Source organism: Enterobacter sp. FUJ80071, assembly GCF_038739915.1.
GTDB lineage: Bacteria > Pseudomonadota > Gammaproteobacteria > Enterobacterales > Enterobacteriaceae > Enterobacter > Enterobacter kobei.
In genome coordinates this window covers 4669930-4691040 of record NZ_JBBXKH010000001.1, presented here as the reverse complement: position 1 = coordinate 4691040, position 21111 = coordinate 4669930, and the positions used below count along the sequence as shown (strand labels likewise).

Genomic DNA, 21111 nt, shown 5'->3' with positions numbered 1-21111 from the left:
TCAAAAAAGTCAAACTGTTTTAAATCATAAGCTTATTACCGGGTAATTGTCTGAAAATCTCTTTTTGCACCGTTTCGTTGCTTGTTAGTTTAAGCGAACAAGGTAAAGTATGCGTCAGGGCGAGGAAGCCAACAGGAATTCGACTTAAGGATTAGGGTCAGGAGCGCCAGGAGGCGAAGACGCAGGACAGTCAGGACGACCGGCGCCTGGAGGCGTTTTAAAAGGAAAGGGAACCGTACACGGACGGTATCAGCCAAGGGATAAACAGGGTTTGTTGTTGGTAAACATGGAATGTCTGACCCGCTAAGGGTTGTGAGTCAGGAAAAAAGGCGACAGATTGCTCTGTCGCCTTTTTTCTTTGCTTGCTTTCTGCTAGATTTCGCCGCAATTCTATACTGAAGAAAACGACTTAAAGACAAAACATCATGAAAAAACCAACCTCCGCAGCGGGTGCTAAACGCCCTGCGAAAGCACGCCGCAAAACGCGCGAAGAACTGAACCAGGAAGCGCGCGATCGCAAACGCGATAAAAAACATCGTGGCCATGCTGCGGGAAGCCGTGCGAACGGCGGTGGTGCAGCGGGCGCTTCTGCAAAAGGCAAACAGCAGAAAGATCCTCGTATCGGCAGTAAAACTCCCATTCCACTGGGCGTGACAGACACCCCGGTCACTAAGCAGCACAAACCAAAGAGCGAGAAACCTATGCTTTCACCGCAGGCTGAGCTGGATTTGCTGGAGAACGATGAGCGCCTGGACGCGCTGCTGGAACGTCTTGAAGAGGGTGAAACCCTGACCGCTGAAGAGCAATCATGGGTGGATGCCAAACTGGACCGCATTGATGAGCTGATGCAGAAGCTGGGTCTGTCTTATGACGACGAAGATGACGAAGAAGAAGATGAAAAGCAGGAAGATATGATGCGTCTTCTGAAGGGTGGAAACTAACATTTGCACCCGGCAGGTACGATAGTCCTGCTTATAACCCTTCCGGTTATATGTTATCTGGTGTGGTTATTCGTTAAACTACGGCGGTTGTCGCGGCGACAGAAGTGGCTGCGCACCCGAATGATGGCCCGCAACGGGGCCAGAACGGGCCGCCGTATACGAACGCGACACCAACGGAAGGAGTGAGCATGTCAGCACCAACTATCGACTGGGATTTGGCCCTAATCCAGAAATATAACTATTCCGGGCCGCGTTATACGTCATACCCCACTGCGCTGGAGTTCTCCGATGCCTTCGGCGAGGCGGATTTTCAGCAGGCTGTTGCGCGCTATCCTGAGCGCCCGCTGTCGCTCTACGTCCATATTCCGTTCTGCCACAAGCTCTGCTACTTCTGCGGCTGCAATAAAATCGTTACCCGTCAGCAGCATAAAGCCGATCAGTATCTCGATGCGCTCGAACAGGAAATTCTTCACCGCGCACCGCTGTTTAAAGGACGTCACGTCAGCCAGCTTCACTGGGGCGGCGGCACGCCAACCTACCTGAATAAAGCGCAAATCACGCGTTTGATGACGCTTTTACGCAGCCACTTTAATTTTAACGATGATGCTGAAATCTCGATCGAGATTGATCCGCGTGAAATTGAGCTGGATGTCCTGGATCACTTACGCGCGGAAGGCTTCAACCGTCTGAGCATGGGCGTGCAGGATTTCAACAAAGAGGTCCAGCGTCTGGTGAACCGCGAGCAGGACGAAGAGTTTATCTTTGCCTTGCTCAATCATGCGCGTGAAATCGGCTTTACGTCGACCAATATTGACCTGATTTACGGCCTGCCAAAACAGACGCCAGAGAGCTTCGCCTTCACGCTGAAGCGTGTGGCCGAGCTTAACCCGGACCGCCTGAGCGTCTTTAACTATGCGCACCTGCCGACGTTGTTTGCCGCCCAGCGTAAAATCAAAGATGCGGATCTCCCTTCTGCTCAGCAGAAACTGGATATCCTGCAGGAAACCATTACTTCGCTGACCGAGACCGGCTATCAGTTTATCGGTATGGATCACTTTGCTCGTCCGGATGACGAACTGGCGATCGCCCAGCGAGAAGGGGTGCTGCACCGCAACTTCCAGGGATACACCACGCAGGGCGATACCGATCTGCTCGGTCTGGGCGTCTCCGCGATAAGCATGATGGGCGACTGCTACGCGCAGAACCAGAAAGAGCTGAAGCTGTATTATCAGCAGGTGGATGAAACCGGCAACGCCCTGTGGCGCGGCATTGCGTTAACCCGTGATGACTGTATCCGTCGCGATGTGATCAAGGCGCTTATCTGCAACTTCCGTCTCGAATTCAGCGATGTTGAGGCGCAGTGGGATCTGCACTTCAGGGATTACTTCGCGGAAGATCTGAAGCTTCTGGCACCGCTGGCGAAAGATGGGCTGGTGGAGGTGTCGGAGAGTGCCGTTGAGGTCACGCCGAAGGGGCGTCTGTTGATTCGTAACATCTGTATGTGCTTTGACGCGTATCTGCGCCAGAAGGCGCGCATGCAGCAGTTCTCGCGGGTAATTTAAGTAGCAAAAGCACTAAATGTAGGCCGGGTAAGCGAAGCGCCACCCGGCTTTTCATTGACAGCTCGTTAGCTAAACAGCCCCACCAGCGCCGCACACAAAACAGCCGCAACGGCGGTTTGTGGCGTGTGGCTTTCAACGGCTCCGCTAGAGAGCATATTTACCAAAGTTTCCAGCATGATCGACACCCTCAATTTCCGGGCACGATCATACAAAACTCATCAGAACAGTAAAGCGCAAAATAACGGCAATTTGCGCTCAATTAATAACCTTTACACTTTGGGTAAGATTACTCCATTCCCAGCTCTTTAAGCTTGCGCGTCAGGGTATTACGCCCCCATCCCAACAGGCGGGCGGCTTCCTGCTTATGGCCTTGCGTATGACGAAGCGCGGTGGTCAACAACGTACGTTCCATCTCTGGCTGGGCTTCAGACAACAAGTTTTGATGACCGGAACGCAGCGCGCGGTCGGCCCATTGTGCCAGCAGCGTCGCCCAGCTGTCCGGCAACGCGTGACCGGTACTGCTCTCAGGCGCGGTCGCTTCAAACAGTTCGGCCGGTAAATCCTGAATCAACACTTCCTGCCCGGCAGCCATCACGGTTAACCAGCGACAGGTATTCTCCAGCTGACGCACGTTGCCAGGCCACGCCAGACGCGTCAGGGCGGCATCGGTTTCCGGGTGAAGCTGCTTGGCTTCCACCCCCAGCTCGCGGGCGGCCACCTGCAGGAAATGTCGCGCCAGGCGGGGAATATCTTCCCGGCGCTCACGCAGCGGCGGCAGATGAACGCGAATCACGTTCAGGCGATGGAATAAATCCTCACGGAATTTGCCTTCCTGTACGCGTTGCTCCAGGTTCTGGTGCGTCGCGGCGATAATGCGCACGTCCACCTTCACCGGCGCGTAGCCGCCCACGCGATAAAACTGCCCGTCGGCCAGCACACGCAACAGGCGGGTCTGAACATCCAGCGGCATATCGCCGATCTCGTCCAGGAAAAGCGTCCCACCATCAGCCTGTTCGAAGCGCCCCTGGCGAATGGTATTCGCGCCGGTAAACGCTCCCTTCTCGTGGCCGAACAGCTCGGACTCAATCAAATCTTTTGGGATCGCGGCCATATTCAGGGCGATAAACGGCGCTTTTGCTCGCGGGCTGTGGCGATGCAAGGCATGCGCCACAAGCTCTTTACCGGTTCCCGACTCACCGTTGATCAGCACGCTGATGGATGAACGCGACAGACGGCCAATAATGCGAAACACATCCTGCATCGCTGGCGCTTCGCCGATGATGTCGGTGGTAGGCCCAAAATCGGGCGCGTGGCGCGGCTGTTGCTGCTCCTGGTAATGGCTAATCGCACGCTCAACCAGTGCCACCGCCTCATCGATATCAAACGGTTTGGGCAGATAATCGAACGCCCCTTGCTGATAGGCACTCACAGCGGCATCCAGATCGGAGTGTGCCGTCATTATGATGACCGGAAGCATAGGGTGGCGTTGTTTAATCTGCTTTAAAAGCGCCAGCCCGTCCATGCCCGGCATGCGAATATCCGAAAGCAGAACGTCTGGCGTTTTGGTGGTGAGTGCATCGAGCACGTCGCTGCCGCTCTCAAACGTCGTGCAGCTTAATCCTGCCCCTGTGAGCGCGCGTTCAAGCACCCAACGGATGGAGCTATCGTCATCGACTACCCAGACTATCCCTCGTTGCATAAACGTCACCTTTATTTTTTAATCGGCAGGAAAACCGAAAACTCGGTATGTCCCGGCCAACTGGTAAATTCAATTTTTCCGGAGTGCTGATCGATCAAGCTGCGGGCGATAGATAAGCCCAGGCCGGTCCCGCCTTCGCGACCGCTGACCATCGGATAAAACAGAGTGTCCTGAAGCTGGGAGGGAATACCGGGCCCGTTATCCTCGACGTCGATGCGCGCCGCCAGCCGATAGCGCACGCCATGTAAGGTGAGCTGGAAGGCGGTACGGGTACGTAAAATAATCTCGCCCCCTTCCGGTCCCAGCGCCTGCAGGGCATTACGCACGATATTCAACAGGACCTGCTCAATTTGATCCGGGTCATGCGCCAGTTCCGGCAGGCTGGGGTCGTAATCACGCACCAGCGTGACGTTCTCCGGCAGTTCCATCGAGACGAGTTTCACGACGCGTTCAGCCACCTTATGAATGCTTTCCGTAACATGCATTCCCGGCTGTTGCGGCCCCAGAAGACGGTCAACCAGATTACGCAGACGGTCCGCCTGCTCAATGATGACGTTGGTGTACTCCGCCAGCGCAGGATCGGGTAACGCCTTGGTCAGAAGCTGCGCCGCACCGCGTAACCCACCCAGCGGGTTTTTGATTTCATGCGCCAGACCACGCACCAGGTCACGGGCGGCAATTTGCTGCGCATGCTGGAGCTGCTCCTGGCTCAGGCGACGCTGATTATCCATCGGCGCCATTTCAAGCAGGATCATCCCTTCAGGAAGTCGTTGCGCAGTCAGCGACAGAATATGCGAGCGCCCGTCGATCACCAGCGTCACTTCGTTATCGGTAAACCCCTGGCCGGCCTGCAAACTTTCCTGCATCAGGCCAATATTCAGCGAAAAATAGCTCAGGAGTTCCGGAAGCGGGGTACCAAACAGTTTCCGCGCGCTTTGGGCCAGCAGCTGCTGCGCCGCCGGGTTGGCGTAATGAACGGCCAGCTCGTCGTCGACCAGCAAGATACTGTTAATTAAAGAATTGAGGATCTGCCCAGCATCGGGCAGCGTGCCAGTTGCCATTCAGCAGTCTCCTGGAGTCGTTGCACTGTTTTAGTGCAGTATAGCTTTTTCGGCGTAAAAAGCGCGTGAGATCAGGTTGTTGGTGGAGAAAAAAGCCCATCCGGAGATGGGCTAAAAGTTTCCACGGCAACTACTCCCGGCGCTTGTCACGCCGGGTAAAACAACTTAATTAAACGCTGTAGTACAGTTCGAACTCAACCGGGTGCGGCGTCATGCGCACGCGGTCGTTCTCTTCGGTACGCAGGGCGATGTAAGCATCGATAGCGTCGTCAGTGAACACGCCGCCCGCCGTCAGGAACTCACGGTCTGCGTCCAGCGCCTGCAGGGCTTCTTCCAGAGAGCCAGCAACCTGTGGGATCTCTTTCGCTTCTTCTGGCGGCAGGTCGTACAGGTTTTTGTCCATCGCTTCGCCTGGGTGGATCTTGTTCTTGATACCGTCCAGACCGGCCATCAGCAGTGCTGCGAAGCACAGGTATGGGTTAGCCGCTGGGTCCGGGAAGCGAACTTCGATACGACGCGCTTTAGGAGACGCCACCACCGGGATACGGATAGAAGCAGAACGGTTACGCGCAGAGTAAGCCAGCATGACTGGTGCTTCGTAGCCCGGGACCAGACGCTTGTAGGAGTTCGTGGTTGGGTTCGCCAGGGCGTTGATCGCTTTAGCGTGTTTGATAACGCCGCCAATGTAGTACAGCGCCTGCTCAGACAGACCAGCATATTTGTCGCCAGAGAACAGGTTGGTGCCGTTCTTGGACAGAGACATGTGGCAGTGCATACCGGAACCGTTATCGCCAAACATCGGTTTTGGCATGAAGGTCGCGGTTTTACCGAAACGGTGCGCAACGTTATGCACAACGTATTTGTAGATCTGAATTTCGTCCGCTTTTTTGGTCATGGTGTTGAAGCGGGTAGCCACTTCGTTCTGACCCGCAGTCGCGACTTCGTGGTGGTGAGCTTCAACCACCAGGCCCATTTCTTCCATCACCAGACACATGGTGGAACGGATGTCCTGTGCAGAGTCGACCGGTGGAACCGGGAAGTAACCGCCTTTCACGCCTGGACGGTGACCTTTGTTACCACCTTCGTATTTGGTGGAGGAGTTCCATGCACCTTCGATGTCGTCGATTGCTACGTGGGAGCCAGAAATAGAGGCACCGAATCGGATGTCATCGAACAGGAAGAACTCTGGCTCTGGCCCGAACAGCACGGTGTCCGCGATGCCGGTAGAACGCAGGTACTCTTCAGCGCGTTTAGCGATAGAACGTGGGTCGCGGTCGTAGCCCTGCAGCGTGCCTGGCTCGAGGATGTCGCAACGGATGATCAGGGTTGGTTCTTCGAAGAACGGATCAATGACCGCGGTGGTCGCATCTGGCATCAGAACCATGTCGGATTCGTTAATGCCTTTCCAGCCACCAATGGAGGAGCCGTCAAACATTTTGCCTTCTTCAAAGAATTCGGCGTTCACCTGATGAGCAGGGATTGTGACGTGCTGTTCTTTACCTTTGGTATCAGTGAAGCGCAGATCAACAAACTTCACTTCATGTTCGTTCAGCATCGTCAAAACGTGTTCAGCGGACATACTTAACTCTCCAGATTGGTCATTGTCGTCGTGGTAACGAGGTCTTCAATTTCTGTTTGTACTGGCCGTGTGCCATGTATTTTTATAAAGCGAAATCTGTGCCAACTTTTAAAACACCCCAAAAAGGCGTTATCATGCGCACCATAGTGCAAAAGGGCTGCACCACAATGGATTTGTTGCACCAGTATAGTGCTTCAATGTGAACATTGAGCACCATATTGGTGCAATTTACGTTAAAGTGCCCTTTTACCGCTCCGTGAAAGCGATCACAAAGCATCTCTGCAATACTTGTTTGCGGGGGATGTTTGTGATCCTGTTTTGTAGTGCGATTAATCCGTGTACAATAACGCGCTATTTCTAAATGCCTGAGGCAAAGTTGTGATCGAAAATTTGCGTAACATCGCCATCATCGCGCACGTTGACCATGGTAAAACTACCCTGGTTGACAAGCTGCTGCAGCAATCCGGTACGTTTGATGCGCGTGCCGAAACCCAAGAACGCGTGATGGACTCCAACGATTTGGAGAAAGAGCGTGGGATTACCATCCTCGCGAAAAACACCGCGATTAAATGGAATGACTACCGTATCAACATCGTTGATACCCCAGGGCACGCCGACTTCGGTGGTGAAGTTGAACGTGTAATGTCCATGGTAGACTCCGTTCTGCTGGTCGTTGACGCAATGGATGGCCCAATGCCACAGACGCGCTTCGTGACCAAAAAAGCTTTTGCCCATGGTCTGAAGCCAATCGTTGTTATCAACAAAGTTGACCGTCCTGGCGCGCGTCCTGACTGGGTTGTTGACCAGGTCTTCGACCTGTTCGTTAACCTCGACGCGACCGACGAGCAGCTGGACTTCCCTATCGTTTACGCGTCTGCGCTGAACGGTATCGCTGGTCTGGACCATGAAGACATGGCTGAAGACATGACCCCGCTGTATCAGGCGATTGTTGACCGTGTTCCTGCGCCAAACGTTGACCTGGACGGCACCCTGCAGATGCAGATCTCCCAGCTCGACTACAACAACTATGTTGGCGTTATCGGCATTGGTCGTATCAAGCGCGGTAAAGTGAAGCCTAACCAGCAGGTCACTATCATTGATAGCGAAGGCAAAACCCGTAACGGTAAAGTCGGTAAAGTCCTGACTCACCTGGGTCTTGAGCGTATCGAGAGCGACATCGCGGAAGCGGGCGACATCATCGCGATCACCGGTCTGGGCGAGCTGAACATCTCCGACACCATCTGCGATCCGCAGAACGTCGAAGCGCTGCCTGCTCTGTCCGTTGATGAACCAACCGTATCCATGTTCTTCAACGTCAACACCTCTCCGTTCTGTGGTAAAGAAGGTAAATTCGTTACCTCTCGTCAGATCCTTGACCGCCTGAACAAAGAGCTGGTGCACAACGTTGCGCTGCGCGTTGAAGAAACTCAGGATGCTGACGCATTCCGCGTTTCGGGTCGTGGCGAGCTGCACCTGTCAGTCCTGATCGAAAACATGCGTCGTGAAGGTTTCGAGATGGCGGTTTCCCGTCCGAAAGTTATCTTCCGCGAAATCGACGGCCGTAAACAAGAGCCGTTTGAGAACGTAACGCTGGACGTTGAAGAGCAGCACCAGGGTTCTGTTATGCAGGCACTGGGCGAGCGTAAAGGCGACCTGAAAAACATGAATCCAGATGGCAAAGGCCGCGTACGTCTCGACTACGTGATCCCAAGCCGTGGCCTGATCGGCTTCCGTTCTGAGTTCATGACCATGACCTCCGGTACCGGTCTGCTGTACTCCACCTTCAGCCACTACGACGACGTGCGTCCGGGCGAAGTGGGCCAGCGTAACAACGGCGTGCTGATCTCCAACGGTCAGGGTAAAGCGGTTGCGTTCGCGCTGTTCGGTCTGCAGGATCGCGGTAAGCTGTTCCTGGGTCACGGTGCAGAAGTTTACGAAGGCCAGATCATCGGTATTCACAGTCGTTCTAACGACCTGACCGTAAACTGCCTGACCGGTAAGAAACTGACCAACATGCGTGCGTCCGGTACTGACGAAGCAACGGTTCTGGTTCCACCGATCAAGATGACTCTGGAGCAGGCTCTGGAATTCATCGATGACGACGAACTGGTCGAAGTGACGCCTCTGTCAATTCGTATCCGTAAACGTCACCTGACCGAGAACGATCGTAAACGTGCTATGCGCGGTGCGAAAGAAGACTAATACGGTCAATCCGTAGTAAAAAAGCCGCTGAGAAATCAGCGGCTTTTTTGTTAGAACGAATACCGTAACCCCAGGCGAATCCGGTACTGTTCGCGGTTGTAATCATTCCATCTGTCCAGCCACTGAAGTTCGAGGTACGGCAGCCAGTTTCTGTCGATCTTATAGCTGAATTTATTGGTGATTTCCCAGTGATGGTCTTTGCCATTTTTGCTGTGATAATCATTCACCCGCTGGAAAAAGTGCGGTTCAAACGTGTAGAAAAACGCATCCGTTACTTTGAAATTCCAGTAGTTGGCAAACTCGTGCGTGTCGTTCTTATCCATCTGACCGTTATAGTCCGGCGTATCGTAATTGTTATGGTTATAGCGATAGCGGAAGGTCAGGTTAAACCAGTCGATGAATTTATAGTTGGTGTCCAGATAGACGGCACCACCCGAACCGGCGCTGCTGTCATTAATCAATCCGCCGGGCTGGAAGGTGAGTTTGTCGGTGGGTTTAAAGAGCGGATACCATCCCTCTATTTCGTTATAGCTGTGCTTCAGCTCATCCCATTTCCCCACGTTATAGGCATTAGTGAACATCAGCCCCGCGCCCATATCAAAGTTATATCCCGCACGCAGGATCACCTCGTGCAGTTCAGAGGCCGTATTGTAAGCTTCGCGGGTTTCGACATAGGCCCCGGCAAATACCGGGCAGGACACAGACGACACGATCAGTACAGTGATGATTCTTTTCATAATTTGTCCATGTATCAGGTACAGAAAGGCCTCCCTCCTGATTAACAGGAAGGACATATTGGCCGGATTTATTGTTATAAAGTGACTGCTGACGCTTTATTGTTGGTGGTTATCTCAGGGGTATTCGCTGATTGTTTTTAATGAGATGGTCACTCCCTCCTTCCCGGTACTATGCTGAGGACAGGCTTTCATTCGGAGAACTATCATGGAAAACATTGCGCTCATTGGTATCGATCTGGGTAAAAACTCTTTCCATATTCATTGCCAGGATCGTCGCGGCAAGGCTGTTTACCGTAAAAAATTTACACGGCCAAAGTTAATCGAATTTTTGGCGACATGCCCCGCTACAACCATCGCAATGGAAGCCTGTGGTGGCTCTCACTTTATGGCACGCAAGTTGGAAGAGTTGGGGCATTTTCCTAAGCTGATATCACCACAATTTGTCCGTCCATTCGTTAAAAGTAACAAAAACGACTTTGTCGACGCCGAAGCTATTTGTGAAGCTGCATCGCGTCCGTCTATGCGTTTTGTACAGCCCAGAACTGAATCTCAGCAGGCAATGCGTGCGCTGCATCGTGTCCGTGAATCCCTGGTTCAGGATAAGGTAAAAACAACCAATCAGATGCATGCTTTTCTGCTGGAATTTGGCATCAGCGTTCCACGAGGAGCTGCCGTTATTAGCCGACTGAGTACCCTTCTTGAGGACAATAGTTTGCCTCTATACCTCAGCCAGTTATTGCTGAAATTACAACAGCATTATCACTATCTTGTTGAGCAGATTAAAGATTTGGAATCCCAGTTGAAACGAAAGTTGGACGAAGATGAGATTGGACAGCGCTTGCTGAGCATTCCCTGCGTCGGAACACTGACAGCGAGTACTATTTCAACTGAGATTGGCGACGGGAAGCAGTACGCCAGCAGTCGTGACTTTGCGGCGGCAACAGGGCTAGTGCCTCGACAGTACAGCACGGGAGGTCGGACGACATTGCTGGGAATTAGTAAGCGAGGTAACAAAAAGATCCGAACTTTGTTGGTTCAATGTGCCAGGGTATTCATACAAAAACTGGAACACCAGTCTGGCAAATTGGCCGATTGGGTCAGGGATCTACTGTGTAGGAAAAGCAACTTTGTCGTCACTTGTGCTCTGGCAAACAAGCTGGCCAGAATAGCCTGGGCCCTAACGGCACGACAGCAAACTTATGTAGCATAACGGCAGAAATACACCGGTTTAAAGAATCACTGATCTGGTTTTGCGAATACTGATATTGATGATACTAACGGCCCACCGGCCTGTTGAGGAACCTGTAAAACGGAAAGGCTCATTGAAGCCGTATATTTTCTGGAGGTTCATCAGGCGCGGAACTCATCGAGGCGCGGGAATAAAATCCCATTCAGACGCCGGATAGATTCAAGCAAGCCAATTTATCGTCAAAATCGGTGTTGCAAAAACGGGAGTGACCATAGATTCCGTTTTCCAATCTCCTCGATAATAAAGGCGAAGCGCGCTTCGTTGAGTTTATAAAACAGCCCCATGGTCACAGCGGCGATGATTGCCAGACCGCATGGCCAGAGGAAAATAAGCTGACGCAATCCCAGCAGCGTGCCCGCGCTTTGAACGGCATGGGGAACGTAGCCAATCTGGGTCAGCATGATGCCGGGCAGGAAGCCAGCGAGGGCGGCGGATATTTTGCGCGAGAAGGTATAACCGGTGTAAACCGACCCTTCGGCGCGGATGCCGGTTTTCCATTCGCCATAGTCGACGGTATCCGGCACCAGCGCCCAGTTCAGGCTGTTCACAAACGCCGTGCCGAAGAAGGCCATGCAGGAAAACAGCACAAACAGCAGGGAGCTGGTCCCCCAGAAGAAGTTCAGCACGTCACCCACTGCCCACAGTGCCAGCCCACCCAGATACACCGGCTTCTTGCCAAAGCGCTTCACCGCGCCGGGCACCAGAAACACGCCAATCAGAATGCAGCCCATGCTGAAAAAACCCATCCACGACAGCAGATGAAGATCGTTCAGCACGTACTGGGTGTAATAGACCTGAATCGCCAGCTTGATGTTAAACGCGGCGAGGGTACACAGGTTGGCGATGCACAGCACCAGCAGTGGCGGGTTGCGGAAAATCGCGCAGAACGATTTCAGAATGCCGGGCTTATGGTGATCGGGCGTGAGCTCCACGTAGCGTTCTTTCACACCGCTGTAGCACCACCACATGCAGAACAGGCCACCCGTCACAAACACCAGCGCGGCCACCAGATAACCGAGTGAGGGCTGGTGGACGAACAGTGCCTGAATGGGCATAAAGCCCACGGTGCAGAGCAACAGCCCCACCGTCGCGCCGCCCTGACGCCAGGCGGCCAGCTGCGCACGCTCGTTCGGGTTTTTGGTTATGGCCGGAACCATCGCGCCGTAGGAGCAATTCATCAGGCTGTAGCACAGGCCAAACAGCATAAAGAGCACCGTGGCGAGCGCCGTTTTCACCGTCAGGCTAAAGTCGTTGGCCATAAACTGCGCCGTCGCGACCAGCGCCACCGGGACGGAGGCGTAGAGAATGAACGGCCGGAATTTTCCCTTCTTACCGATATTCCGCCGGGAGTCCAGCAGCACGCCGGTCAGCATGTCGGTAAACGCGGTGAAGAATTTCGCCACCAGGAAAATAATGCCGCCATAGAACGCGGGCATGCCCAGTTCATCGGTGTAAAACTTCAGCAAATACAGCGTGCCAATACACAGCATCAGGTTCGAGCCAAAATCGCCCATCCCGTAGGCGCACTTCTCACGCAGGCTCAATTTCAGGGTTAACGGATCAGTATTATCTCTCATGGTCGATCCTCAGAGCGCCCCGCAGGGCGCTCTATCACGTCATTTATGCCGTACGCTTGCGCAGTTCGATCTCTTCGACGATGCGCACATACATCTTCTCGTTGAGGTTGTAGAAGCAGCCCATCGCCACGATGGTGATGACCGCCAGCAGGCTTGGATAGATAAATATCAGCTGCCGCAGCCCTTCAACCGTACCGGCGGATTGCACTACGTTGGGCACATAGCCGATCTGCGTGAGCATGATCCCCGGGAAGAAGCCCGCCAGCGCCTGAGATACCTTGCGGAAGAAGGTAAAGCCGGTATAGACCGTTCCCTCGGAGCGCACGCCGGTGCGCCACTCGCCGTACTCCACGGTGTCGGAGACCAGCGCCCAGTTCAGGCTGTTCACAAACGCGGAACCGAAGAACGCGAGGCAGGAGAACGCCACAAAGCTCACCGAGCCGCCGCCGAAGAAGTAGTTGAGCAGATCGCCCGCCACCCAAATCATCAGCCCGCTGATGTAGACCTTTTTCTTACCGAAGCGCCGCACTGCGCCGGGCATCATAAAGACGCCGATAAAAATACAGCCCATGCTGAAGAAGCCCATGTACGAGAGCAGAATCGGGTCGTTCAGCACGTACTGCGTGTAGTAGACCTGGATGGCGAGCTTGACGTTAAAGGCACCCAGCGTGCACAGGTTAGCGATGCACAGGATAAACAGCGGACGGTTCCCGGCGATGGCGCGAAAAGACTGTAACAGCCCCGGCTTTTGCGCCGGATTGGCAGGCTGCATCTCGACGTAACGCTCGGTCACGCCCTTATAGCACCACCACATAAAGAACAGCCCGAACAGCGAGAAGAGGGTGGCGGCAAAGATATAGCCCAGCTGATCGTTGCCCTCAATCAGGTTCATCACCGGGACAAAGCCCACGGTACAGAGCAGCAGGCCGAGCGTGGCACCGCCCTGACGCCATGCGGCCAGCGAGGCGCGCTCGTCCGGGTTTTTGGTAATGGCGGGCACCATCGCGCCGTAAGAACAGTTCATCATGCTGAAGAACAGGCCGTACAGCATAAACAACACGGTTGCCATCACCGTTTTACCGGTCACCTCAAACGGCGTGCCCACGAAGTTGGCAATCGCCAGCAGCGTCACCGGGAAGGCGGCGTATAGCACGAACGGGCGGAATTTCCCTTTCGGGCCAATCTTGCGCCGGGAGTCGAGCATGATCCCGGTGCCCATATCGGTGAAGGCGGTAAAGAACTTCGCAATCAGGAAGATGATCCCGCCGTAGGTGCCCGGCAGCCCCAGCACGTCGGTGTAAAACTTCAGCAGATACAGCGTGCCGATATCCAGCAGGATGTTAGAGCCGAGATCGCCCATCCCGTAGGCGAGTTTCTCTTTAAACGGCAGGCGCAGGGTTGCCGGATCAGAAGTATGTTGACTCATTATTGTTCTCCGTCTGCCCGCAGGTTTCCCTGCGGGCGAGCCTTATCAGATATGACGTAAGGTGCTAAACAGATCTGCCCATTCACTGTGCTGGCGATAGAAGACCGGTGGCTTGCCGAGTGGGGCATCAACGGTCACGTCACCGCCCTGGCAGCATTCCCCGGTCCACGCATTCACCCAGTTGTCCTGCGGCAGATAGAGCGTCCAGTCCGTGCGCCCCTCTTCGTGAACGGGCGCCACCAGCAGATCGCGGCCAAACAGATACTGGTATTTCAGCGTGTAGGCGCGTGCGTCGTCCTCGTAGTGCAGGAACAGCGGGCGCATCACCGGCAGGCCGCTTTTCGCGTTCTGCGCGACGGCGGCTTTGATATACGGCTTCAGGGTGGTGAAAACGGTGGTCATGCGCGCGAAGTGCGCGATGGTTTCCGCATCGCCGTCGAACTGCCAGTTATCGCCAGGACGGTTACCTTCGTGGGTGCGCATCATCGGCGTGAAGGCGTTAAAATCGCACCAGCGCAGCAGCAACTCTTTACTGCGCTTCATCTCGAACAGGGTGGTATAGCCGCCGATGTCGCTGTGGTGCAGGCCATGCCCGGTCATCGCCAGAGACAGCGCCGCAGGCACCACGGATGCCAGACCGTCGTCCAGGCTCCAGTCGACGTTCTGATCTCCCGCCCACATCATCACCGAGTGCTTCTGGCTGCCGGTGTAGCCTGCGCGCATAAAGAACAGGATCTCGCCAAGTTTGCCGGTCTCCTCCAGCGCCTCGTAGTTACATTTGGCCCACAGGGCTGGCCACGCGTTGTGCATGATCTCTGCGCTAACGCCGTTGTGCAGGAACGTGTCAGTCGGCAGATACTCTCCGAAATCGGCCATCCAGCCGCCGCAGCCCAGTTCGATCAGGTTCTTTTTGATAACCTCTTTGTACCAGTCGTAGGCTTTAGGATTGGTCAGGTCGATGACGCCCGCATAGAACTCGCCAAACTCGACGTGGTAGTCCTTGCCGTCGGCATTTTTAGTCAGATAGCCGCGTTTCGCTGCTTCTTCGCAGAGATCTTTATCGCTGGCGACGTACGGGTTGATGTAGGAGAGGAACTGCACGCCTTCCTGTTTCCATTGTGGAATACGCTCGTCAAGCTGTGGGTACAGCTCGCTGTTCCACTTCCAGTTCCACATCACGCGTTTGCCGAAGGAGGTCATGCGAATGCCGGACCAGTCCTGCGCCCAGATGCCGTTCACCTTCACGCCCCCTTTGCGCATGACGTCGAGCTTCTGCTGACAGACCTCGGTGCCGCCCTGAATACCCAGCGTCACGCCGTCGTAAACCCAGTCCGGCAGCTCAGGCTGACGCCCCAGCAGCCCGGTGAGTTTTTCCAGCAGGTCGACGTAGGTTTCCGCACAGTCGAAGCGCAGCGTGGCGGTATCTTCCCAGAACGCCAGTTCGTGGAAGTCCGGCGCGCTGAAGTCAAAATTCATGTAGCAGCTGTTGTCCACGTGGCAGTAGTACTTCTGGGTGCTCACGAAGGTTGGCTGTGGGAAGAAGGTCCAGTAGTAATCGCCGCCTGCGTTCTCTTTGCAGTCGGCCTGCCAGGTCACGTAGGTTTGCTTGTTACGGCCCACGCCCTGTTCACTGGTCCACAGCGGGAACGGCTTGCCGCGCAGATCGAAATAAGAGAACTGCTCGCCGCAGCCGTAAATGTGATCTTCTGGCTGAGCCGCCAGCCGCAGCCAGATGCGGTTATGGCGGATGGCATCGTTTTTAAGCTTCATCTCCAGACGGCCTTCGCCATCCACGCCCACCAGCAGCGTCGCGCTGACCGCATCGCCACGGGTAAAGCGGATCGCCCAGCCCGCGCTTTGCTGCGTGACGGTTGCGTCCGTCAGCGCGATCTTTTCGTTCAGTTTGTCCTTGATGCTGAAATTGCCGCGAAACATCTCAATATCGGCGACGCCTGCACCGATCCACAGGCAGGGCGCATCCGCGGTATGGGACAAAATCAGGCGGTTTTCCCAGTGCAGGGTGAAACCCCTTTCGTTATTTTTCAGGTCAATATTGTGTAGGGTACGCATAAAAACTCCGTCTTTTATTATTTGGCCAGGCAGTCCAGCAAACCGGCGGCCGTTGCCGGGGCTAAGCCCGGTGCCAGCGGCAAACGTGGGATCACCAGGCAGTGCAGCAGATGGTAAATATCCTGCTTGCCGTCCCAGACTTTGGTTGTCACTTCGTTATGGGTATCCAGCTCCTGCCACCAGGAACCGTTCTCGTAATCCATCAGGTACTTAATGCAGTAATCCCACCACTTCTGATACCAGGCTTCGTACTGTGCTTCGCCGGTTACGGTGTAGAGTGCGTAAGCCGTGCCCATCGCCTCGACGATAGGCCAGCGCACGCGTTCACGGACAATAGGCTTACCATCCCAGCCTACGGAGTAGACGAAACCATCGGCCCCGTCCGGTGCCCAGGCGTCGCGGATGGTGGCATGGAACAGTCCTTTCGCATCTTCCAGCAGCCACTCCGGCGGGGTTTCAAAACGGGCTTCCAGCGCGGCGCGCAGGTGCAACATCAGGCGGCCCCACTCGATCCAGTGGCCCGGCGTGCCGCCGTAGGCGCGGAAACGGTGGGCAGGATTGTCGATGTTGTAATCGCGGATCGGGTTCCAGTCGGTGTCGAAATGCTCGTTAACGCGGTACTCACCCTTGCGCGCCACGTCGTGAATAATCACCGAGGCGATGCGCAGGGCGCGGTCGAGCCACTTGCGGTCGTGCGTGACGTCATAGACGATCAGGAACGCTTCAACGGCATGCATGTTGGCGTTGCCGCCGCGATAATCCTCGGTTTTGCTAAAGGCCTCGTCCCAGGATTCGAGGCACATTTGTTCTTCCTCGCTCCAGAAATAGCGCTCGATCACCTCAATCGCATCGTCCAGCAGTTTGCGCGCCTGCGGATGGCCGGTGGTCACGGCGCTCGCCGCGCCCAGCAGCACGAAGAAATGCTGATAGCCCTGCTTGGAGGCGTCGATCACGCCTTCATCGTTCACACAGGCGTACCAGCCGCCGTGCTGTTTGTCGCGCAGCGGGCCGTTGAGGGCATTAATGCCGTGCTCAACCAGGGCATACGCCCCGGGACGCCCCATATTGGCGGCCACCGCATACACGTGCAGCATGCGGGCGGTGATCCACAGATGCGTGCCCATATCGCTTCGCACTTGGCCGTTATTGCCCAGCCAGCCAAAGCCGGTCGGCACGGCGGCGTTTTTACCGAAATCGAAAATACGGTCGGTCTCTTGTTCGAGCCAGCGGTTATGGCTCAGGGTGTTAAACCATTTCATGTTCGGGTCCTTTCTTAGCGGCGAGCCATCATTTCGTCGACGATCTCACCCAAACGCTGCAGTTTTGGCACAGAGACATCGCGCAGCATCATTTCAGTATCCGGCAGCCCCACCACGGAGGACCACACGGCGCGACCGGCTAAAAAGCCTGAAGCCCCCGCCTGCATGGCAACCTGCACCGCGCGCGGGAAGAGCTTGTCATCCACGCCGGAAGAGAGGATCACCCACGGCATATTGATTTCCGCGTTCAGCTTTTGCGAGGCGGCCAGCAGTTCCTGCTGCGTACCTTTACCGAACAGCGGCATCTCCACTTTGTAGAGGTCGGCACCGCTATCGCCCAGCTCTCTGGCGGCGTCGATAATCGCCTGCTCGCGGTTGAACGCGGCACCGCGACGCGGCGGACGCACCACCGGTTCGATAATGCTAAGCAGTCCGTTGCTATGGCACAGCGTATTGAACGCCTTCACCATCTCCAGACGTTGCTGCGGATCTTCATCGCTGCGCCACAGCACCAGCAGCTTCAGCGCCTTGCCGCCATCGCGTTTTACTGCCTGCGCGTCGATGTTCTTGTCGATCACCACGCTATCGACCGGAATACCGTTGCCCGGTATAAACTCGTCGGCGGCCACAATCATCGCGCAGCTTTTGGCGACGGCCTGCTGCTCGACGATCTGGCGATAGCAGAACTGCTGGTCAACCAGAATAGCGGAGGCATACGGCGACAGGATTTTGGCCGCGTTAACCTTAAAATCCGTGAGGTGCTGGTCGGTTACCGGCACCGGCGCGCCTGCCGCAGCAAACATCAGGCGCATCGCTTCTCGCTGGTCCACGGCCAGCATGGCAAAACCGCCGGAAGGTCGGGTGATATCTTTCAGGGTGTACATCGTCATTCCTCAGTCCTTTCGTATCAGTGTGATTTTTTCAGCCCGGCAGATGCGCGAACCTGTTCAAGAATGGCCGTCCAGTCTTCGCGCCCGCGCCCGGCGGCGCGAGCCTGGTTGTAAACTTCACGGGAAGCCGCGCCGAGCGGCATGGGAACGTGGAGCTGGTTGGCCACGTCCAGGGCGATCCCCAGATCTTTATGCGCAAGGTCGATCATGAAGGCGGGTGAAAGATCCCCTTTCAGCACCTTGTTCGGCCATGAGGTCGTGAAGTGGCCTTTGCCTGCCGGCGTGCCGCTCATGACCTTGAGCGCCACGTCGAAGGAGAGGCCGAGCGCTTCGCACAGTACGGCCGCCTCTGCTGAAAGCGCGTTCAGGGCGATGCTCATGTAGTTATTGATAAGCTTCACGCGGATGCCCATGCCCGGCCCGCCAGCGTTGATCAGCTCATTGCCCATCGCCATTAATACCGGCGTGGCGCACTCAACCTGCTGCGCCGTGCCGCCTGCCAGCAGAAGTAACGTACCGGCGATGGCATGGTCAGACGTTCGTCCGACGGGGACGTCCATCAGGCTGAAGCCGCGCTCCGCCATGTCACGGATCAGCGCGTCAGTTTGCAGTGGATGAATGGTGGACATATCGATCACCAGCGCGTCGCGGGATAACCCTTCGCAAACGCCGTGCTCACCAAACAGTACGCTGCGCACCAGGTCGCCGTTGGGCAGCATGGTAATGACGAATTCGGCATCCGCAGCGGCCTGCGCTGGCGTCGCCACTGCCTGTGCGCCGCTCTCCACCAGCGTCTGAACGGCCTGCGGGTTCACATCAAAGACCTGAAGCCGGTGACCTTGTTTCAGCAGATTCTTCGCCATTGGCGCGCCCATCTGCCCTAAACCGATAAATGCGATTGCTGACATGCCTTTCTCCTGTCACATCGTGTCAATTTTTGCGCGTTTGTGTTGTCTGTTTTTGATCGTATTTGTAATTTATAGTCAAAAAATTGACAGGGGTCACTTTTTAAACATTTGATGAAATTAAAATGGCAGCATCAGAAATCGCACAAGGAATCACCATGACTCGCATCGTTTGTGTCGGCATTACCGTGCTGGATCGCATCTGGTATCTCGATGATTTACCAAGGGAAGGTGGGAAATATGTCGCAAAAGATTATACGGAAGTGGGCGGTGGCCCGGCGGCAACTGCGGCGGTGGCGGCAGCGAAACTGGGGGCTGAGGTGGACTTTATTGGCCGCGTGGGTGACGACGAGACCGGAAGACGCCTGCTCGCGGAGCTGGAATCCCTGGGGGTGAATACCCGCTACACGCGCGTGTTTAAAGGGGCCCGATCGTCACAATCCGCAGTGCTGGTGGACGCCAGCGGGGAGCGCGTGATTGCGAACTACCCCAGCCCCGATCTTCCCGCTGAGGCTGACTGGCTGCAAGACGTCGACTTCTCACAATGGGATATCGTATTAGCAGACGTGCGCTGGCATGACGGGGCAAAACAGGCGTTTATCCGTGCTCGCCAGCAGGGCGTACCCACCTTACTTGATGCGGATGTCACTCCGCAGGACATCGCGGAACTGATCGCCCTAAGCGATCATGCCGCCTTCTCCGCGCCGGGACTGCGGCGTTTAACGCAGCTGGATGGAGCTGAAGACGCGCTGAAAAAAGCACAAATGCTCACAAATGGACATGTGTACGTTACGCAGGGGCGAGACGGTTGCTTCTGGCTGGAAAGCGGCAGGTTATGTCATCAGCCTGGCTTTGAGGTCGAGGTGGTTGATACCACGGGGGCGGGCGACGTTTTCCACGGTGCGCTGGCGGTCAGTCTGGCGCAGCAAGCGTCCGCCGCTGACGCCGTGCGTTTTGCCAGCGCCGTCGCCGCCCTGAAATGCACCAGGCCCGGCGGGCGTGCGGGTATACCCGACTGTGATCAAACCCGCTCTTTTTTGTCACTTTTTGTATAAAATGCGGGGCGTGATGGTTTTCAGAGGACAGCCCATGAGTCTTACCGAACTGACCGGCAACCCGCGTCACGATCAGCTGCTGACGCTGATTGCCGATCGCGGCTATATGAATATTGATGAACTGGCGCAGCTGCTGGATGTGTCCACACAAACGGTACGACGGGATATCCGTAAGCTCAGCGAGCAGGGACTCATAACGCGTCATCATGGCGGTGCGGGCAGGGCGTCCAGCGTGGTGAACACGGCGTTCGAGCAGCGTGAAGTTTCGCTCACCGAAGAGAAGCGGGCGATTGCCGAGGCGATTGCGGACTACATTCCCGATGGCTCAACCATCTTTATCACCATCGGGACGACGGTGGAGCATGTTGCCCGGGCGCTGCTCAATCACAACCATTTGCGCATTATCACCAACAGCCTGCGGGTGGCGCACATTCTCTATAAAAACCCGCGCTTTGAAGTGATGGTCCCCGGCGGCACGCTGCGCCCGCATAACGGCGGCATTATCGGCCCGGCGGCGACGGCGTTTGTGTCTGGCTTCCGGGCGGACTATCTCGTGACCAGCGTAGGGGCGATTGAGCACGACGGTGCGATGATGGAGTTTGACGTCAATGAAGCCAGCGTGGTGAAAACCATGATGGCTCACTCGCGCCATATTTTACTGGCAGCCGATCATACGAAATACAGCGCTTCCGCCGCCGTAGAAATTGGCAACGTGGCGCAGGCCACGGCGCTATTCACGGATGAGCTTCCCGGCTCGGCGCTGCAAAATCTCCTCAAATCCAGCAAAGTGGAAGTGGTCGAAGTCAGTTCAGGAGAAGAACAGCAGGCTGGCTGACCTTTTTTTGGCCCGATATCTCTCTTCGGGCCATTCCTTTCTTTAAGCTGAATCTCGCACATAG

General features: G+C 55.5%; 17 protein-coding genes. 6 read left to right on the top strand and 11 right to left on the bottom strand.

Annotated elements, in window-relative coordinates:
* Positions 1–425: 425 nt before the first annotated feature.
* Positions 426–941: a Der GTPase-activating protein YihI gene (yihI, locus tag AAER43_RS22685; protein ID WP_014885763.1), complete on the top strand. Its 516-nt coding sequence runs from the start codon at positions 426–428 to the stop codon at positions 939–941.
* 188 nt (positions 942–1129) lie between these two features.
* Positions 1130–2503: an oxygen-independent coproporphyrinogen III oxidase gene (gene hemN / locus AAER43_RS22680; RefSeq protein WP_050863111.1), complete on the top strand. Its 1374-nt coding sequence runs from the start codon at positions 1130–1132 to the stop codon at positions 2501–2503.
* 65 nt (positions 2504–2568) lie between these two features.
* Here hemN and AAER43_RS22675 read toward each other — a convergent pair whose 3' ends face one another.
* The 4 genes from AAER43_RS22675 to glnA form a co-directional block, all read right to left on the bottom strand.
* On the bottom strand, positions 2569–2679 hold the full coding sequence (locus AAER43_RS22675; RefSeq protein ID WP_023331639.1) for a YshB family small membrane protein: 111 nt from the start codon (positions 2677–2679) through the stop codon (positions 2569–2571).
* Between the two features lie 110 nt (positions 2680–2789).
* On the bottom strand, positions 2790–4202 hold the full coding sequence (gene glnG, locus AAER43_RS22670) for a nitrogen regulation protein NR(I) (RefSeq protein ID WP_014885761.1): 1413 nt from the start codon (positions 4200–4202) through the stop codon (positions 2790–2792).
* Positions 4203–4213: 11 nt separating this feature from the next.
* Positions 4214–5263, bottom strand: a complete 1050-nt coding sequence (glnL, locus tag AAER43_RS22665; protein ID WP_050863112.1) for a nitrogen regulation protein NR(II) — start codon at positions 5261–5263, stop codon at positions 4214–4216.
* Positions 5264–5432: 169 nt separating this feature from the next.
* The gene (gene glnA / locus AAER43_RS22660; RefSeq protein WP_008501856.1) at positions 5433–6842 is read right to left on the bottom strand and encodes a glutamate--ammonia ligase; all 1410 of its coding nucleotides are present in this window, start codon (positions 6840–6842) and stop codon (positions 5433–5435) included.
* Between the two features lie 378 nt (positions 6843–7220).
* Here glnA and typA point away from each other — a divergent pair, with 378 nt between their 5' ends.
* A complete protein-coding gene (gene typA / locus AAER43_RS22655; RefSeq protein ID WP_014885759.1) occupies positions 7221–9044 on the top strand; it encodes a ribosome-dependent GTPase TypA in 1824 nt (607 codons plus the stop codon).
* Between the two features lie 50 nt (positions 9045–9094).
* Here typA and ompL read toward each other — a convergent pair whose 3' ends face one another.
* Positions 9095–9781: a porin OmpL gene (gene ompL / locus AAER43_RS22650; RefSeq protein ID WP_014885758.1), complete on the bottom strand. Its 687-nt coding sequence runs from the start codon at positions 9779–9781 to the stop codon at positions 9095–9097.
* A 205-nt stretch (positions 9782–9986) separates the two neighbouring features.
* Between ompL and AAER43_RS22645 the strand changes: the two genes are divergently transcribed.
* A complete protein-coding gene (locus AAER43_RS22645) occupies positions 9987–10991 on the top strand; it encodes an IS110-like element IS4321 family transposase (RefSeq protein ID WP_000427620.1) in 1005 nt (334 codons plus the stop codon).
* Positions 10992–11209: 218 nt separating this feature from the next.
* Here the strand turns inward: AAER43_RS22645 and AAER43_RS22640 are convergent, their stop codons facing one another.
* From AAER43_RS22640 to yihU, 6 genes are read right to left on the bottom strand one after another with little or no spacing between them, the layout of a single operon-like run.
* Positions 11210–12607 (bottom strand): MFS transporter, encoded by a 1398-nt coding sequence (locus AAER43_RS22640; protein ID WP_057057731.1) that lies wholly within the window; start codon positions 12605–12607, stop codon positions 11210–11212.
* Between the two features lie 43 nt (positions 12608–12650).
* Complete coding sequence (locus AAER43_RS22635; RefSeq protein WP_014885756.1) at positions 12651–14033, bottom strand: MFS transporter; 1383 nt, start codon at positions 14031–14033, stop codon at positions 12651–12653.
* Positions 14034–14078: 45 nt separating this feature from the next.
* Entirely contained in the window at positions 14079–16103 is a 2025-nt protein-coding gene (locus tag AAER43_RS22630) for an alpha-glucosidase (RefSeq protein WP_050863113.1), read from the bottom strand.
* Positions 16104–16120: 17 nt separating this feature from the next.
* Positions 16121–17362 carry a sulfoquinovose isomerase gene (yihS, locus tag AAER43_RS22625; RefSeq protein WP_014885754.1) on the bottom strand — a complete coding sequence of 414 codons (1242 nt, stop codon included), beginning with the start codon at positions 17360–17362 and terminating at the stop codon, positions 16121–16123.
* Between the two features lie 14 nt (positions 17363–17376).
* The gene (yihT, locus tag AAER43_RS22620) at positions 17377–18252 is read right to left on the bottom strand and encodes a sulfofructosephosphate aldolase (protein WP_014885753.1); all 876 of its coding nucleotides are present in this window, start codon (positions 18250–18252) and stop codon (positions 17377–17379) included.
* 17 nt (positions 18253–18269) lie between these two features.
* A complete protein-coding gene (yihU, locus tag AAER43_RS22615) occupies positions 18270–19160 on the bottom strand; it encodes a sulfolactaldehyde 3-reductase (RefSeq protein WP_050863114.1) in 891 nt (296 codons plus the stop codon).
* A 155-nt stretch (positions 19161–19315) separates the two neighbouring features.
* On the opposite strand from yihU, the gene AAER43_RS22610 reads away from it, so the two are divergent.
* Both AAER43_RS22610 and AAER43_RS22605 read left to right on the top strand, forming a co-directional pair.
* Positions 19316–20212: a sugar kinase gene (locus tag AAER43_RS22610; protein ID WP_045268692.1), complete on the top strand. Its 897-nt coding sequence runs from the start codon at positions 19316–19318 to the stop codon at positions 20210–20212.
* A 34-nt stretch (positions 20213–20246) separates the two neighbouring features.
* Positions 20247–21047: a DeoR/GlpR family DNA-binding transcription regulator gene (locus tag AAER43_RS22605; RefSeq protein ID WP_014885750.1), complete on the top strand. Its 801-nt coding sequence runs from the start codon at positions 20247–20249 to the stop codon at positions 21045–21047.
* Positions 21048–21111: the final 64 nt, after the last annotated feature.

What these genes read in the sequence shown, in the direction of transcription:
- AAER43_RS22605 (WP_014885750.1), top strand. Translation starts at nt 20,247, where the DNA reads ATGAGTCTTACCGAACTGACCGGCAACCCGCGTCACGATCAGCTGCTG.
- ompL (WP_014885758.1), bottom strand. Translation starts at nt 9,781, where the DNA reads ATGAAAAGAATCATCACTGTACTGATCGTGTCGTCTGTGTCCTGCCCG.
- AAER43_RS22675 (WP_023331639.1), bottom strand. Translation starts at nt 2,679, where the DNA reads ATGCTGGAAACTTTGGTAAATATGCTCTCTAGCGGAGCCGTTGAAAGC.
- AAER43_RS22610 (WP_045268692.1), top strand. Translation starts at nt 19,316, where the DNA reads ATGACTCGCATCGTTTGTGTCGGCATTACCGTGCTGGATCGCATCTGG.
- AAER43_RS22640 (WP_057057731.1), bottom strand. Translation starts at nt 12,607, where the DNA reads ATGAGAGATAATACTGATCCGTTAACCCTGAAATTGAGCCTGCGTGAG.
- yihT (WP_014885753.1), bottom strand. Translation starts at nt 18,252, where the DNA reads ATGACGATGTACACCCTGAAAGATATCACCCGACCTTCCGGCGGTTTT.
- AAER43_RS22630 (WP_050863113.1), bottom strand. Translation starts at nt 16,103, where the DNA reads ATGCGTACCCTACACAATATTGACCTGAAAAATAACGAAAGGGGTTTC.
- yihI (WP_014885763.1), top strand. Translation starts at nt 426, where the DNA reads ATGAAAAAACCAACCTCCGCAGCGGGTGCTAAACGCCCTGCGAAAGCA.
- yihS (WP_014885754.1), bottom strand. Translation starts at nt 17,362, where the DNA reads ATGAAATGGTTTAACACCCTGAGCCATAACCGCTGGCTCGAACAAGAG.
- AAER43_RS22645 (WP_000427620.1), top strand. Translation starts at nt 9,987, where the DNA reads ATGGAAAACATTGCGCTCATTGGTATCGATCTGGGTAAAAACTCTTTC.
- hemN (WP_050863111.1), top strand. Translation starts at nt 1,130, where the DNA reads ATGTCAGCACCAACTATCGACTGGGATTTGGCCCTAATCCAGAAATAT.
- glnA (WP_008501856.1), bottom strand. Translation starts at nt 6,842, where the DNA reads ATGTCCGCTGAACACGTTTTGACGATGCTGAACGAACATGAAGTGAAG.
- AAER43_RS22635 (WP_014885756.1), bottom strand. Translation starts at nt 14,033, where the DNA reads ATGAGTCAACATACTTCTGATCCGGCAACCCTGCGCCTGCCGTTTAAA.
- glnG (WP_014885761.1), bottom strand. Translation starts at nt 4,202, where the DNA reads ATGCAACGAGGGATAGTCTGGGTAGTCGATGACGATAGCTCCATCCGT.
- glnL (WP_050863112.1), bottom strand. Translation starts at nt 5,263, where the DNA reads ATGGCAACTGGCACGCTGCCCGATGCTGGGCAGATCCTCAATTCTTTA.
- yihU (WP_050863114.1), bottom strand. Translation starts at nt 19,160, where the DNA reads ATGTCAGCAATCGCATTTATCGGTTTAGGGCAGATGGGCGCGCCAATG.